Here is a 15,254-nt window from a genome sequence, read left to right as displayed (position 1 = left end):
TATTTGTCGACAGAGTTCCGTCAATTAGCGTTTTTCTATTCAGATAAAAAAACGTAATTTTACAGCCTTAAAATACGTAATCAAGAACATCTTATATTCATGGCTGCTAGCACATTCCCTACCCAACGCGACAACGAAATTTTTTCACTGATTAGTCAAGAGGCTCACCGACAAGAATTCGGGATTGAGTTAATTGCTTCTGAGAACTTTACATCCCCACAGGTGATGGAAGCGCAAGGAAGTGTTTTGACAAATAAATATGCGGAAGGACTTCCAGGGAAGCGTTATTATGGCGGTTGCGAAGTAGTAGATGAGGTTGAAACCTTGGCTATTGAGCGTGCAAAAAAATTGTTCGGAGCTACTTGGGCAAACGTACAACCACACTCAGGTGCACAAGCGAATGCAGCTGTTTTTCTTTCGTTTTTAAATCCAGGCGATAAAATTTTAGGATTTGATTTGTCACATGGCGGTCACTTATCGCACGGTTCTCCAGTCAATTTCTCTGGAAAATACTTTCAAGCATTCTTCTACGGTGTAGAAAAAGAAACCGGTTTAATCGACTGGGACAAAGTAGAAGCAACTGCTTTAAAAGAAAAACCAAGATTGATCATTTGTGGTGCATCCGCTTACTCACGCGATTGGGATTATGCGCGTTTGCGTGCGATTGCTGATCAAGTAGGTGCCATCTTATTAGCAGATATTTCACACCCTTCGGCATTAATCGCGAAAGGTTTGTTGAACAACCCGATGCAACATTGCCATATCGTTACGACTACAACACACAAAACATTGCGTGGACCACGTGGTGGTTTGATCATGATGGGCAATGATTTTGAAAACCCATTTGGTTTCAAAACATTGAAAGGTGACTTGAAATTAATGTCGGCTTGTTTAGACGGCGCTGTATTCCCAGGAACACAGGGTGGCCCATTAGAGCACGTAATCGCGGCTAAAGCAATCGCTTTTGGGGAAGCATTAACGCCAACATTCGAAACCTATGCGAAGCAAGTACAATCGAATGCACAAGCGATGGCGAAGGCATTTTTGGCAAAAGGATATGATATCATTTCAGGTGGAACAGACAATCATTTAATGTTGATCGACTTACGTCCAAAAGGCTTAAGCGGAAAATTGGCAGAAAATACGTTGATCCAAGCGGATATCACGATTAACAAAAATATGGTACCATTTGATGACAAATCTCCATTTGTTACATCGGGTATGCGTGTGGGTACAGCGGCGATGACGACGCGTGGCTTGAAAGAATCAGACATGTCTCAAATTGTTGAGATGGTGGACAAGGCTTTGATGAACCACGATAACGAGGCTGTATTAAAAACAATCAAAGGTGAAGTAAACGAATGGGTAAAACAATTCCCATTATATCTATAATAAACGAAAATGGCATTAGATCAAGATTGGGACGATGAATTAGACGAGGAGAAGGATGGGACGGAAATGTCCTTTCTCGATCACCTGGAGGAATTGCGCTGGCACATCATCCGGTCCATCGCCTCTATCTTGATTTTTACCATTGCTGCCTGGATATTCCGAAATGAAATCTTCGGAATCATCATCATGGGGCCTACCAAAGTGGACTTTTGGACGAATCAGGTTTTGTGCCAACTGGCTGACTTTACCGGCATGACAAGTCTTTGCATGCAGCAAGCTGACTTTATCTTGCAGTCTAGAGAAGTTTCAGGCCAATTTATGATGGCTTTGACGCAATCGATTATTGTGGGATTAATGTTCGCGTTTCCGTATGCATTTTACGAGGTTTGGCGCTTCATTAGCCCAGGATTAAAATCCAAAGAATTAAAGGCAGCGCGCGGCGCGGTCTTTTGGGTATCGCTCTTATTTTTTGTAGGCGTTTCTTTTGGATACTTCGTCGTTGCACCCATGGCGATTAACTTCTTGGCAAATTTCAAGTTGGACCCATCCATCCAAAATCAATTTGACATCAACGATTACATCTCGTTATTGTCTATGTTGACGCTCGCTTGCGGCTTAACATTCCAATTACCCATGATTGCATTCGTGTTATCACAAGTGGGTATTTTGACGCCTTCATTCATGCGCGAATACCGCAAGCATGCATTGATCGTCATCTTGTTAGTGGCAGCGATAATTACGCCATCACCGGATGTGATTTCCCAATTGCTGGTCGCATTTCCACTTTTCGGATTATACGAAATCAGCATCATCGTTTCGGGCCGTGTATTACGCAGAAAAATGCGTGAAGAGGCTGCAGAAGCAAACGACTAACCCTTATGAATTATCTATCGGCGGAGAATATTTCGCGAAATCTTGGCGAACGCTGGGTGTTTAAAAACCTGTTTTTCGGCTTACAGAAAGGCGAAAAAGTAGCGCTCATCGGAAAAAACGGAACAGGTAAAACAACCCTGATGGAATCCATCATGGGCATGCAATCCCCCGACGAAGGCAAGATTACTATCCGCAAGGGAATCCGTGTAGGTTATCTACCGCAAAACCCCATTTTTGCCGAGAATGAACGCGTCTTGAATTATCTGTTTTCGGATGATTTGCCAAGCGCCGTAGCGATTAAAGCCTACGAAAAAGCCATGCTTTCCGGCGATCCGCAGGAATTAGAAGATTCCTTCGCCTTGATGGAGGCAAATAATGCCTGGGATTACGAAGCGAGAGCCAAACAAATCATTACCCGATTGGGGATTCCGGATGGCGACCAACAAGTATCTACCCTTTCAGGAGGTCAAAAGAAGCGCCTTTCTTTGGCGAAATTATTGATCGAAAGTCCGGATATTATGATTCTGGATGAGCCGACCAACCACTTGGACATTGAGACCATTGAATGGTTAGAAGGTATTTTATCTGGACCCAATGTGACCGTTTTAGTCGTATCCCACGACCGGTATTTCTTGGATAAGGTCTGTAACAAAATGATGGAACTTGCGAACGGTTCGATCTATACCTACGAAGGAAATTATGGCTATTTCTTGGAGAAAAAAGCGGAGCGTGAAGCATCCGAAGCGAGTACTGTAGCGAAAGCGAAAAACCTTTACCGCAAGGAATTGGAATGGATGCGTCGACAACCGAAAGCGCGTGGTACCAAATCACAATCTCGCATCGATGCCTTTGCTGAAACGGAAGAAGTTGCCCACCGCAAAGTGGACGACAGCAAATTGGAATTAAATATTCAAATGTCCCGTTTGGGAAATAAAATCATTGAAATCAACCACCTGAAAAAGGCCTGGGGCGAGAAGAAAATCGTCAATGATTTCACATATACGTTTAAGAAAAAAGACCGCATTGGAATTGTGGGTAAAAATGGTGCAGGAAAAACAACCTTCTTGCAGTTATTGACTGGATTGGAACAACCTGATTCAGGAACGATTGATCCAGGCGAGACTTTGGTCATCGGTTACTATACGCAGTTACCTTTTGAATTCAAGCCGGAACAACGCGTCATCGATACGATTACGGAGATTGCGGAGGTCATTCCTTATGGCAAGAATGAGTCCCTGACTCCTAGCCAGTTTTTGAGTAAGTTTTTGTTCCCAACGGCCCAGCAATACACACCCGTTTCGAAGCTATCCGGTGGAGAGAAAAAGCGCTTGCAGTTGATGCAAGTCTTGGTAAAGAACCCGAATTTCTTGATTCTGGATGAGCCTACAAATGATTTGGACTTAGATACGCTTCAGTTACTGGAAGACTTTTTAAGTGAGTTCCAAGGCTGTTTACTTTTGGTTTCTCATGATCGTTATTTCATGGACAATTTGGTAGACCAATTAATCCTAGTGGAGGGCGAAGGTGAAGTGAATTTCTTTAATGGAAACTATACGGATTACCGCATATCCTTAGAGAACAAGGAGAAGGAACCGGCACCCGTTGTAAAAGCTGCACCCGTAGAGACACCTGTTGTACCCACGCAAAAAGGGGCTAAATTGAGTTTCAAGGAACAGAAAGAATTTGAAGATTTGGAGAAAGAAATGGTCAAATTGGAAGCTGCAAAAGAAGCCTTGATTGAAAAACTCAATGGAGGTTCAGAGGATTTTCAGTTATTGGCCGACTGGGCGAAGGAAATCGAAGCATTGAAGAACACCTTAGAAGAAAAAGAATTACGCTGGTTAGAACTATCTGAAAGAGCATAAAACGATGGATCCATTAGAAGGCAAAACGCTTAAGTTCATTATCGAATATTTGGTTGACAAATATGGCTGGGAAGGCCTTGCGAGTCGCATACGAATCAATTGCTTCGCGCATGAACCCAGTGTAAATTCGAGCCTAACCTTTTTACGCAAAACCGACTGGGCCAGAAAGAAGGTCGAAAATTTATACATCAAAGCCATCCGCATGGATGAGCATCCTCCGAAATAAAAAAAGAAGCCCCGCATGGGGCTTCTTCGATTTGAGACCTATCCCCTAGGCTAAAGCCTAGGGTTATAAAGTTTTTTACAACTGAATTTATAACCCCAGGTTTAAACCTGGGGCGATTAAAATTAGTTCTCAAAGAAGAACTCTTTCAACGCATATAATGGTTTATCACCAGCGCCAGGATTGACAAATACAAAGTACAAATCATTCACGCCTGTAACCTCAACGGGCATCGCTGTTTGACCTGCTTTTTGAATATCAATGCTACCCGCAAGTTTACCGGTTGGACTACCTAAGTGCAACTCAAGCTTACCACCAGCCGTTTGACCTGGTAACACGAACGCACTTACTTTGATATTTTTGATGCCCGTTAAATCGATTTGATTGAAAGATGCGTAACCTTGATCAGCCGTGGCAACCAAAATTTCGCCCAAACCATCCACTTTCGTTTTCATCGTTTTCGCATTGGCATCACAAGAACCCGCAGCAACTTTTGCATCGCGCAAGGTTACCACTTTTTGCCCTGTTGCAGGAGCCATTTTTCCATTTCCTTTATCTGTATAAGATGCAGAGAAAATAAACGTTCCTGGCTTGCCTTTATCAGAAGTTACATAGGCCCCTTTAACTGGTTGGGAAGCTTTCTTCTTATCCGAAAGACCTAAGATATAAATAACCATTTCACGCGCATCAGCTTTAGAAACTTGTGGGTGGGCTGCCATCACTTGCTCGCCCCAAACTCCGCCTCCTCCACTAATGACTTTCTTAGAAAGCTCATCAATGTTCTGTGAACTCGCACGGTATTTCTTCGCGATTTCATTGTAAGCAGGTCCAATGGATTTCTTATCCAAAGCATGGCAAGTTTTGCAATCCGACAAATCAATTAAACGCTTTCCATTCGAGAATGTCGTATTGCTTTTATGCCCTTGTTCGATAATCGTCTTATCATAACCTTCCAAATAATTGATATTTAAGACAACATCTTCTTCTGCAATTTTACTTGCTGCTAATGAACCATCTTCTTTGTCTTCCACAGAAACTTGATATTTCACCGATTTATCATTCCAATAGAAAGTCTTATTTCCTTCGATTTGAACATCTACTTTCGGCACATCATTCCCTACTTTAATACGGAGTGAAGCCGTATTTGAATTTCCTTTGCTGTCTTTTACTTTCAAGATTACATTGTAAATGCCCGCTTTGGAATATGTATAAGAAGGATTCGCGGCAGAACTTGTTTGGCCATTACCGAAATTCCATTGATACGTGATCGGATCTTTATCAAAATCAACCGTTCCTTCTGATGAGAATTTCACTTGCATCGGAGCAGCACCTTCTTTTTTGCTTGCAGAAGCTACGACTTTAGGCGTACGATTGCCTGCATTGTATTCCAATTTGAACAACACAGCCTCTTCGTTTTGAGCGAACCAGTTTGGACCATATTCCAAACCATAAATTGCACCATCTTTCGAGAATGTGAAATCCATTGGATGTGAGAAGGTTGTTCCTGGCAAGAAACGCTCCATGCTCAAATAATCCCCATTCGCTTTCATGCTCACAGTGTAAACCATATCACGTGCCCAATCATATGCGAATAACTTGCCATCGTAGTAGTTTGGCAATTTAACTTTCGAATCCTTTGGATAGTCAGCGCTATAATAAACACCACCTGCCATCGCATTACGAGAGCCTTTACCCATCACTGGGAATTCAGGTGATTCTCCGTAAGGATAATAAATGAATGCCTTTTGTGCATTTGGCAAATGCGCTAAACCTGTGTTGTGCGGAGAATCGTTCACCGGAGCTTTGGGATTGAATTTAGCCCAAGTACTGTCTTTCGCAAAATCACGTTGGTTGTACGGACGGTTATCCGCCACGAATAAAGGCCAACCGAAATACCCTGCCTCACGTGCTTGGTTTACTTCATCATGTCCTTTAGATCCATATTTAGGTGAGTCGTCACCAGCATCTGGACCTACCTCACCCCAATACAAAAATCCGTTGCGTTGATCTACTGCAATCCGATATGGATTACGGTTACCCATCACATAAATTTCTGGCTTCGTATGATACAATCCTTTGGGAAACAAGTTGCCTTCTGGAATCGTATATTTTCCATCATCTGTTGGCTTAATACGCAAAATTTTTCCTCTCAAATCATTCGTATTTGATGAGGTTGCACGTGCGTCCCAACCAGCACGCTTGTCGCGATTATCCATAGGACCATAGCCGTTTGAATCAAATGGATTCGTGTCATCTCCTGTAGATAAATATAGGTTACCTGTTTTATCCCAAGCGATTGAACCGCCTGTGTGGCAACATCCGTCACGTTTTACGGGAACACGTAAAAGCACTTTTTCACTATCCATTACTAAGGTATCCTTCAAGTCGTCGTATACAAAACGCGAAAGATGTTGCGCTGTATCTGCCTGCCCTGTTTGAGGAGAATAGTATAAGTAAACCCAGTGGTTTTTATTGTAATTGGGGTCTACATTCACCCCCATTAAACCATATTCAAATTTAGAGAACACGTTCAGATCAGCAATAACCTTAACTTTTCCTTTCTTAGGATCATACATTTTAAGTTTGCCTTTTCTTTCTCCGTAGAAAATTTTTCCTCCGTCTGTCAAAGCCAATTCGGTAGGCTCATCTAAATTTTTGTCTAAGATCGTTTTGGTAAAACGGTTGTCTTCAGGTAGAGGACCTGTACGCAATGGCTTATTGAAATTAATCGCTGGTCCTGAAGCTGCCCATTGAAGACCTCCCCAAATATGTTGCAAAACTAAAGGCTCATCAAATGTCTCATGCGTATGCCCCCAGTTGGTGTAAAATGACCGACCACCGTCAAACTCATGATACCAAGCCATTGGGTGATAATCCCCCATTTTACCATCTTTATAAGACTTTTCATCTAAGGTAATTAAGACCTTAACGTCCTTGTTGAAGTTTTTGAAATCGTAGAATTCATCCGTACGATCAAAGGTCGTAGGCATGTGAGCCGTAGAGATATGTGACTTATCTACTGCAGTGAAAGTACCCTTTTGAACGTTCGGACGACCTGGATGTGAAGCGAATTGTCCGCCGGCTAATTTAGTATACCAAGGCCAATCATATTCCGTATCCGTCGCAGCATGTACACCAAAATAGGCGCCACCTGCTTGAATATAGCGTTCGAAAGCGTTTTGTTGTTGTTCATTTAACACATTTCCTGTTGTGCTCATGAAAACGACAACCCGGTAATTTTTCAAGTTCTTTTCAGTGAACATGGCTGGATTTTCAGTTGTATCAACCGAAAAGCCTTTTTCTTTGGCCATTTTAAATAAGGCGATTTGACCAGGCTTGATAGAACTGTGTCGAAAACCTTTCGTTAGTGAAAAGACCAAAACCTTTTGGCCTTTTAAAGGGTTTGCTTCTTGTGCAAAAGCGATTGAGAGGGTAGTGATGCTAAGAATAACAGCAAACACCAGTCGGCCTAAACCGAACAAATTCTTTTTCATAGTTGATAATTTTAACAATAGGTATTGCAAGATAGCTTAAATGCCAATTTTATTCATAAATTTCCTCAAATATTTCTACCATGAACAAACTAGTCACTACAATTGCGCTCATTTTTGTAAGTGTTTATGCTTTTGGCCAATCCTGCTGTTTCGTAACGAAAGACGAAATGCAGTTAATGGCATCGAACAAAGCCTTTCAGCGCTCTCATAAATTACCGAAGCCCTATCATCACATTAGCCAAGCAGGTGGTGAGATGATTACGTTTGCAACGCCAGATGGCCAACAAGCGAACGCCTTTTTTATCAAAGCAGCAAAGCCGACCAATTATACCTTATTCGTTTTTCAAGAATGGTGGGGATTAAATGACCACATTAAGCGTGAGGCAGAGCATTTTTACACAACGTTAGGCAATGTCAATGTGCTTGCAATCGATATGTACGATGGCAAAATTGCCACGACTCGTGAAGAGGCAGGCAAATATATGGGAGGAGCAAATCCTTTGCGTTTAGAAAATATCATCAAAGGTGCGATTGCCTATGCAGGTCCACAAGCGAAAATTGCTACAGTAGGTTGGTGTTTTGGCGGAGGCCTTTCATTAAAAGCCTCTATTTTAGCAGGTCCGCAAGCGGCTGCTTGTGTCATGTATTATGGAATGCCGGTGAAAGATGTGGAGCAACTGAAAACCTTGAATACGGATGTATTAGGCTTGTTTGCTGGTCGGGAAAAATTCATTTCTCCAGCCATCGTAGCAGAATTTGAGGCCAACATGAAGTTAGCAGGCAAAGGAATTCAAGTGAAATCTTTCGATGCGGAACATGCTTTTGCCAATCCATCGAATCCTGCCTTTGACAAAGCTGCTACTGAAGAAGCCTGGAACATGGCAATAAATTACTTCAAAGCCCGTTTAAAATAACATGCGTAAAATCGTCATTTTAGTATTTCTTGGCTTGTTTTTCGCTGGGCCTATTTATCAGGCATCCGCGCATGTGACCGTGTTTAGCTATTCTAAACCAAAGGTCTACAAGAAGAAAAAAGGCTTTCTTTGGGGACTATTCAAAAAGAGACCCAAAAAGTGCGATTGCCCTAATTTATAATCGGATTTAACCAAGAGTCTGCTCGGGTGCCTGCTGGCTTACTAGCCAACCAGCGTTTACGGTCGGCCTCTTGGTTTTCATTTTGTGGCTCAGCCACTTCAATATCAGCATCCATAAAGATAATCGTCATCACCTCGCGCATCGTTTCTGAATGATTACCTGGTGCGGCATGCAAAGTCCATCCCATGTGAAATGTCGCATCCCCCGCTTGCATGGTTTTCTGCGCTTTGATGGGAAATCCTTGATCCCGAACAAATGAAGCAATCGTTTCTTCCGATTTATCCGAAATGGGCATCGGCGGTAATTTCACATGTTGTGTTCCTGAGGCAAAAGTTAGCATGCCCATTTCTTCTGTGATATCGACTAAAGGCATCCACATCGTAACCGTTTTCGCATTACTCAAGGGCCAATAATATTGATCCTGATGCCAAGGCGTATGCCCACCCCCCGCTTCTTTAAATAAGGCTTGGTCGTGATAAAGTCGGACTTTTTCCACCCCTAATAAATCCGCAGCAACCTGGCCAAAACGCTTTGCAAATACAAATTCTTTGATGTTAGGATCCTCTTCCCATAGATTCATCATTTGCAAAAATGCCTTGCCATAGGTGTCTCGCTCCGACATAGGTTTCTGTTTTTTCCGAAAATCATCTGCCCATTGAACGATGGAATCCCGATAGGGTTTTAAAGCTTCGGGAGAAATAAGTTCTGGCAAATAAACATGACCGTCGCGCTGAAAATCAGCAACTTGTTGGGCTTGAATAGGATAATTTGTGTTCAACATGGGTATAGATTTGTGCCAAAATTCTCAAAAATAGCTGGCACAAAACGCATCAATATTTGCAAAAAATAATGCAATTTTACCTAATAACGATTTCCCGACTTATTTGTCAGCTAAAATGAAAGCAAGCCTAGAGCATTTAGATTCCCAAGAAAATTCCTCGTTTCAAATCAAAGAAGTCATTCAAAATCGATTTGATGCACCCTATCATTACCATCCCGCCTTTGAACTGACCTTGATAATTGCAGGCGAGGGCAAACGTTTTGTGGGCAATCACATTGCCGACTTCCATCGAGGGGATTTAGTGCTTTTAGGATCAAACCTACCGCATTGTTGGCAAAATCACCGACAAGACTGGCTTGTCGAATCGGAAGATTCCCAACAAGCGCAGGCTTTGGTTATTCACTTTACAGCGGATTTTCTAGGGCCGGATTTTTTTAATAAGCCAGAATGTAGGACGATCAAACAATTATTAGACAAATCGCGTGGAGGTTTCTCGATTCAAGGACCTACGCAAGATCGTGTGGTTAGAGAAATGCTTGCGCTGAAGGAGTTAAATCCATTTGCACGCTTGATGTCCCTGTTGAACATTTTGCAGCTGATCGCTAATTCAGGAGCAGATTCGCAACCGATTGATACAAATGAAATTTCCTATCAATTATCGAGTACGGACCTTGATCGCATTAATCGAATTTATGCCTATGTGATTGCTAACTATACCCAAGAGGTACATTTGGATGAGGTGGCTCACTTAGCTAATATGACTGAAACCGCATTTTGTCGGTATTTCAAAAAGGTCACTAAAAAAACCTTTGTTTCCTTGGTGACGGAATTCCGAATCAAACATGCCTGTGAATTATTACGCACGAGCAATAAGACGATGGTTGAGATTTGTTTTGAGAGTGGCTTTGGCAATTTGTCTCACTTCAACAAGCAGTTTAAGCAATACATGAACGAAACACCCTTGCAGTACCGGAAATTAGTTCGAGAATGGGAGGTGGGGTAAACGCTGCCGGGGTCTTCAGACCCCGGCAGCGTTAGCAAAAATCAGTTTTAAGATGGAAACCACCTAAGAAAAAACTGATAAAAAACTGATTATTTTTTCTCTGGAAATAAAAGGCTCAATCCGATGCTTACGGACAATATTCCCAGAATTACACCCAATGAAGCCAGGGTTCCAAAACCCCATTGTTCCAAATAATGATGCCCAATCATCTTCAATCCGACGAAGCTGAGCAACACACCCAAGCCCATCGGCAAGAAACGGAACAAGCCCATCAAGCTAGATAAAAAGAAAAACAAAGACCGCAGTCCCATCACAGCAAAGACATTGCTAAAGAAGACAATGTATGGATCTTTCGAAATCGAAAATATCGCAGGAATAGAATCTACCGCGAACAATATATCTGTAAACGCAATCACAACCACAATCACAAAAATGGGCGTAATGTATAATTTGCCCGTCTTCATTCGAACAAAGAAGCGGCCAATTACATTTCGCTTGTATACATTAAAGTATTTAGACAATAGTTTAACAACTGGGTGATCACCCGGATTGATTTCTTCCTCATGCTCTTTGGAAAGTAAGATCTTCACTCCCGTGTACACCAAGAACGCGCCAAACAAATAAATAATCCAATCAAATTTCTGCAACAAGGCTGCTCCCAAAAAGATAAATATCAAGCGCAACACAATCGCTCCCAAAATCCCCCACACCAAAATCTTCTTGTAATAGCGTTTCTGAACCCCAAAAGAGTTAAAAATCAATATAAAGACGAACACATTATCTGCCGACAACGAATACTCGACCAAATAACCCGTGATGAATTCCAAGGATAAATTATCTTGGAAAATTGCCAACTGGTCGAAATAGGATCCTTTACCCAAATCTATATGTGGTGCATAGGCCTGCTGTACTGCTCGAAGCCCTGCAACATCTTGAATCCCATGGACCATCGCGCCATTATAGCCCAAAAACACGTAAAAAATGATGGCCAACAATACCCAAGCTCCACTCCAGAAACCCGCTTCTCTGAAAGTAACTTCAGCAGCTCCTTCTTTCTTGAATACCCCCAAATCCACCAACATCACCGCCATGACGGCAACTGAAAACACAAGAAAAAATAGCGTTTCACTCATAAATAAGTATTTTTACATTTTGAAGGCACAAAGGTCGTAAAATTTGGCCAATATTATATGTACGAAGGCAAAAAGGTAATCGTCGTAATGCCCGCTTACAAAGCAGCATTGACACTTGAAAAAACTTACAATGAAATCCCCCACGATTGGGTTGACGAAGTCATTCTCGTAGATGACTACAGCCCAGATAACACCGTGGAAGTAGCCCAACAAATTGGCATCAAACACATCATCCGCCACGACAAAAACAAAGGTTATGGCGGGAATCAAAAATCGTGTTATACCAAAGCATTAGAATTAGGTGGCGATATCGTGATTATGTTGCACCCCGACTACCAATACACGCCGATGCTTTTAAAAGCCATGATTTCCATCATTGGCAACGGCTTGTATCCTGTCGTATTCGCATCTCGTATCTTAGGAAAAGGCGCACTCAAGGGTGGCATGCCAATCTACAAATACATTGCTAATCGTATTTTGACCTTATTCCAAAATATCTTAATCGACCAAAAGCTATCGGAATACCACACGGGTTACCGCGCATTTTCAAAAGAAGTTTTAGAAGCCGTACAGTTCACGAAATGCGATGACGATTTCGTTTTCGACAATCAAATGATTTTACAAATTTTCTGGAAAGGTTTTGAAGTTGGCGAAGTAACATGCCCAACCAAATATTTCGAAGAAGCTTCATCCATCAATTTCAAACGCAGCTCCATCTATGGTTTAGGCGTTATTTGGTATTCAATCCGATACCGCCTCGCGAAATGGGGGTTGAAATGGGACTTGATGAATTAAAAAAAAAGGCATTGCAAACGCAATGCCTTTTTTTGTACACTACAACCTAATTGATAATCCCAACAAGAAATTAAAACCCGCTTGTGGGTAATGAAAATTCTCTGTTGTTAATGCGCCGTCATATAAATAACTGAACGTATAGCCATTCGAGGAATACATCGCATTCAATACATTATTCAATAACATCGTCGCTCGAATCTTTTTCGTCAGTCCATATCCCAAGCGAACATCTTGTGTGAAATAAGCTGGCAAAGCACGTGCAGCATTGGATGTATTATCCAAATATTGCTGCCCCACATACTTGCTCAATAACGACGCTTCCAATTTACCTTGCGTATAAGTCAATGTACTTCCACCAATTACCGATGGCGAATAGGCAATATCCGTCTCTCCATGTTTAATAGACACAATGCTGTAATCCGCATATTCAACGAGTTTTTCTGTAAAATCTTGTATACGATTCCGAGAAATTGTCGCATTGGCCTGCCAAGTCAGGTTAGCCGCCAATTGTACATTCACAGAAGCCTCTAAACCTAAACGGTAACTCGATGGGGCATTCGTACGAATTGCTTCTCCTACTGAATTTACCGCACCAGTTAGCACCAATTGGTCCGTATAATTCATAAAATAAGCGTTCAACTGATAGGAAACCTTCGCACGGCCAGCTTGATAACCTACTTCCAAATCCCGCAAAAATTCCGCACGTGGCGTCGTTCCTGGATTATCGACAAAATCTTGTCGGCTTGGCTCCTTACTTCCGAGTGCATACGAAGCATAAACCTTCGCATTCGATGAAATCTGATGCGTAATACCAATTTTAGGATTTACGAATTGATAGGACCAAATCTGGCTTATGTCTTGCATTTTATCCGCAATCCCAGCCATCTTATGCCCTACCGTTCGGTATTGCAAATCCAAATAAGCATTCCATGAAGTTGCAATCGCCCAATTCGCTTTGGCATATAAATTCAAATCCGTTTTTTGCGACCGACTGCGGTACCATTCGTGACCCGCATAAGCAAGCGGTTGAATCAATAAGCCATAATGCCGACCCACATAGCGATTCCAAGCACCGCCAAACGTCAATTTTAAACGCTGTAAACCTTCATATTTTAAGGCAAATGTCGAGCCATAAAAATCATTGTCGAGCCATTTTTGGCGAACTACATCGACTGAAGGTTTGTCGGCAATACCATAGGCACTTAAATCTGCTGAAGGCTTAAACTCCTCATAATAACCGCGACCATAGGTATAATGAAAATTCCAATCCAAATCCCAGTTGGGCGATAAACGATGATTCGTCAACAACTGTAAATGATCTTGGGAATAATTATCCGTCTGATTTGCGTAGGTGTAATAATTATAAGTTCGTCCGCTTGTAAGCAAATTATTTGCTTCGGCAGTGGACAAATAATTCCGATCAATATAGGCCTGCATATCAGCAACCGAACCCGTCACACGAGATTCTGGCGTGCCATACCAAGACTGAAACGTTTTCTCCCGTCCCGTAAAATAATTGATACGAATGAAGGAGTTTTTGGCAAAATAAGCCGCAGATAAATAAGCCGATTGCAGATTTGAAGATGCACGATCGATATAACCGTCTGACACAATTCGTGACAAACGCCCATCTACGGTGAATTTACCATTCATCAAACCAGTCCCAACTTTTAGGGTTGTTTTCAAGGTTCCAAATGATCCGCCCGAAGCATTTATATCGGCATAAGCCTTCTCTTCAAAGGTATTCGTTTGCATATTAACCGATCCGCCAAAAGCCCCTGCTCCATTGGTGGATGTACCCACCCCGCGCTGAATCTGCACCGAATTAACCGACGAAGCAAAATCAGGCATATTGACCCAATAAGTACCTTGCGATTCAGAATCATTCACAGGAATTCCATTGATTGTGACATTGACACGCGTCGCATCACTACCCCGAATTCGAATACCCGTGTAACCGACACCCGCACCCGCGTCCGAAGTCGTCACGACCGATGGGGTAAAATTAAGTAACATAGGCATATCTTGGCCTAAATTATTTTTCTTCAGATCTTGTGCTGATACGTTCGAATAGGCCATGGCAGAATTTTCATCCGCCCGAGTAGCCTTCACGATTACCTCGTCCTGTAAATAACTCGAACGCTGAAGTAGAATCCGAGCAGCATTCGAAACAGAAACTTCCTGAGCTTGATAGCCCACAAACGAAATGGTAAGTTTCGTGGCATTGTTAATACCTGAAAGCGAAAATTGACCTTTTGAATCAGTCAAAACACCCCGTTGGCTACCTTGAACACGTACCGAAGCCCCCCATAAAGGTGCATTCATCTCTTGATCGATAACGATCCCTTCGACTCTTTGGCCGAATAACACATGCGTAATGAATAAAAAAAACAGCGTCGTTAGCTTTTTCATTTTTGAAAAGTTTAACAACAGGTAAAGGAGTCAAATCCTGTATGATTTAACAATAACCCTTATTACTTTGATTTTTTCCGAGTTTTCAGCGCTAAAAACTCGACAAAATCCCTTCGACGGCATTACCCGTATCAGGTTCAATGGGTATAATCTCAGCCTTTTTTAGAGGCACCCCTTTTTGTGGATGC

11 protein-coding genes and 1 riboswitch are annotated in these 15,254 nt (G+C 42.1%); of the genes, 7 read left to right on the top strand and 4 right to left on the bottom strand.

Translation table 11 applies throughout. The annotated features are described in order from the left end of the window. Nucleotides 1-99 precede the first annotated feature (99 nt). From SKC38_RS08320 to SKC38_RS08305, 4 genes are read left to right on the top strand one after another with little or no spacing between them, the layout of a single operon-like run. A complete protein-coding gene (locus tag SKC38_RS08320) occupies nucleotides 100-1,392 on the top strand; it encodes a serine hydroxymethyltransferase (protein ID WP_377976673.1) in 1,293 nt (430 codons plus the stop codon). 9 nt (nucleotides 1,393-1,401) lie between these two features. Next, nucleotides 1,402-2,265: a twin-arginine translocase subunit TatC gene (gene tatC / locus SKC38_RS08315; RefSeq protein ID WP_377976672.1), complete on the top strand. Its 864-nt coding sequence runs from the start codon at nucleotides 1,402-1,404 to the stop codon at nucleotides 2,263-2,265. A 5-nt stretch (nucleotides 2,266-2,270) separates the two neighbouring features. After that, nucleotides 2,271-4,130 carry an ABC-F family ATP-binding cassette domain-containing protein gene (locus SKC38_RS08310; RefSeq protein WP_377976671.1) on the top strand — a complete coding sequence of 620 codons (1,860 nt, stop codon included), beginning with the start codon at nucleotides 2,271-2,273 and terminating at the stop codon, nucleotides 4,128-4,130. A gap of 4 nt (nucleotides 4,131-4,134) precedes the next feature. Beyond that, nucleotides 4,135-4,356, top strand: coding sequence for a VF530 family protein (locus SKC38_RS08305; protein WP_377976670.1), 222 nt, complete (start codon nucleotides 4,135-4,137; stop codon nucleotides 4,354-4,356). Between the two features lie 122 nt (nucleotides 4,357-4,478). Here SKC38_RS08305 and SKC38_RS08300 read toward each other — a convergent pair whose 3' ends face one another. Next, entirely contained in the window at nucleotides 4,479-7,847 is a 3,369-nt protein-coding gene (locus tag SKC38_RS08300) for a ThuA domain-containing protein (RefSeq protein ID WP_377976669.1), read from the bottom strand. An 80-nt stretch (nucleotides 7,848-7,927) separates the two neighbouring features. Here SKC38_RS08300 and SKC38_RS08295 point away from each other — a divergent pair, with 80 nt between their 5' ends. Next, a complete protein-coding gene (locus SKC38_RS08295) occupies nucleotides 7,928-8,761 on the top strand; it encodes a dienelactone hydrolase family protein (protein ID WP_377976668.1) in 834 nt (277 codons plus the stop codon). Nucleotides 8,762-8,931: 170 nt separating this feature from the next. On the opposite strand, the gene SKC38_RS08290 is transcribed toward SKC38_RS08295, so the two are convergent. Continuing rightward, the gene (locus SKC38_RS08290; RefSeq protein WP_377976667.1) at nucleotides 8,932-9,723 is read right to left on the bottom strand and encodes a phytanoyl-CoA dioxygenase family protein; all 792 of its coding nucleotides are present in this window, start codon (nucleotides 9,721-9,723) and stop codon (nucleotides 8,932-8,934) included. 115 nt (nucleotides 9,724-9,838) lie between these two features. Here SKC38_RS08290 and SKC38_RS08285 point away from each other — a divergent pair, with 115 nt between their 5' ends. Next, nucleotides 9,839-10,726, top strand: coding sequence for an AraC family transcriptional regulator (locus SKC38_RS08285; RefSeq protein ID WP_377976666.1), 888 nt, complete (start codon nucleotides 9,839-9,841; stop codon nucleotides 10,724-10,726). Between the two features lie 89 nt (nucleotides 10,727-10,815). On the opposite strand, the gene SKC38_RS08280 is transcribed toward SKC38_RS08285, so the two are convergent. Then, nucleotides 10,816-11,859: a TerC/Alx family metal homeostasis membrane protein gene (locus tag SKC38_RS08280; protein WP_377976665.1), complete on the bottom strand. Its 1,044-nt coding sequence runs from the start codon at nucleotides 11,857-11,859 to the stop codon at nucleotides 10,816-10,818. A 57-nt stretch (nucleotides 11,860-11,916) separates the two neighbouring features. Here SKC38_RS08280 and SKC38_RS08275 point away from each other — a divergent pair, with 57 nt between their 5' ends. Continuing rightward, on the top strand, nucleotides 11,917-12,654 hold the full coding sequence (locus SKC38_RS08275) for a glycosyltransferase family 2 protein (RefSeq protein ID WP_377976664.1): 738 nt from the start codon (nucleotides 11,917-11,919) through the stop codon (nucleotides 12,652-12,654). Between the two features lie 39 nt (nucleotides 12,655-12,693). On the opposite strand, the gene SKC38_RS08270 is transcribed toward SKC38_RS08275, so the two are convergent. Beyond that, a complete protein-coding gene (locus SKC38_RS08270) occupies nucleotides 12,694-15,066 on the bottom strand; it encodes a TonB-dependent receptor (protein WP_377976663.1) in 2,373 nt (790 codons plus the stop codon). 91 nt (nucleotides 15,067-15,157) lie between these two features. Then, nucleotides 15,158-15,252, bottom strand: a riboswitch (TPP riboswitch). Between the last annotated feature and the right edge of the window lie 2 nt (nucleotides 15,253-15,254).

It is taken from the genome of Aquirufa echingensis (genome assembly GCF_042714525.1).
GTDB lineage: Bacteria > Bacteroidota > Bacteroidia > Cytophagales > Spirosomataceae > Aquirufa > Aquirufa echingensis.
Note: the sequence above shows the minus strand (reverse complement) of the source record. Positions and strands in the feature narration are given on the sequence as shown.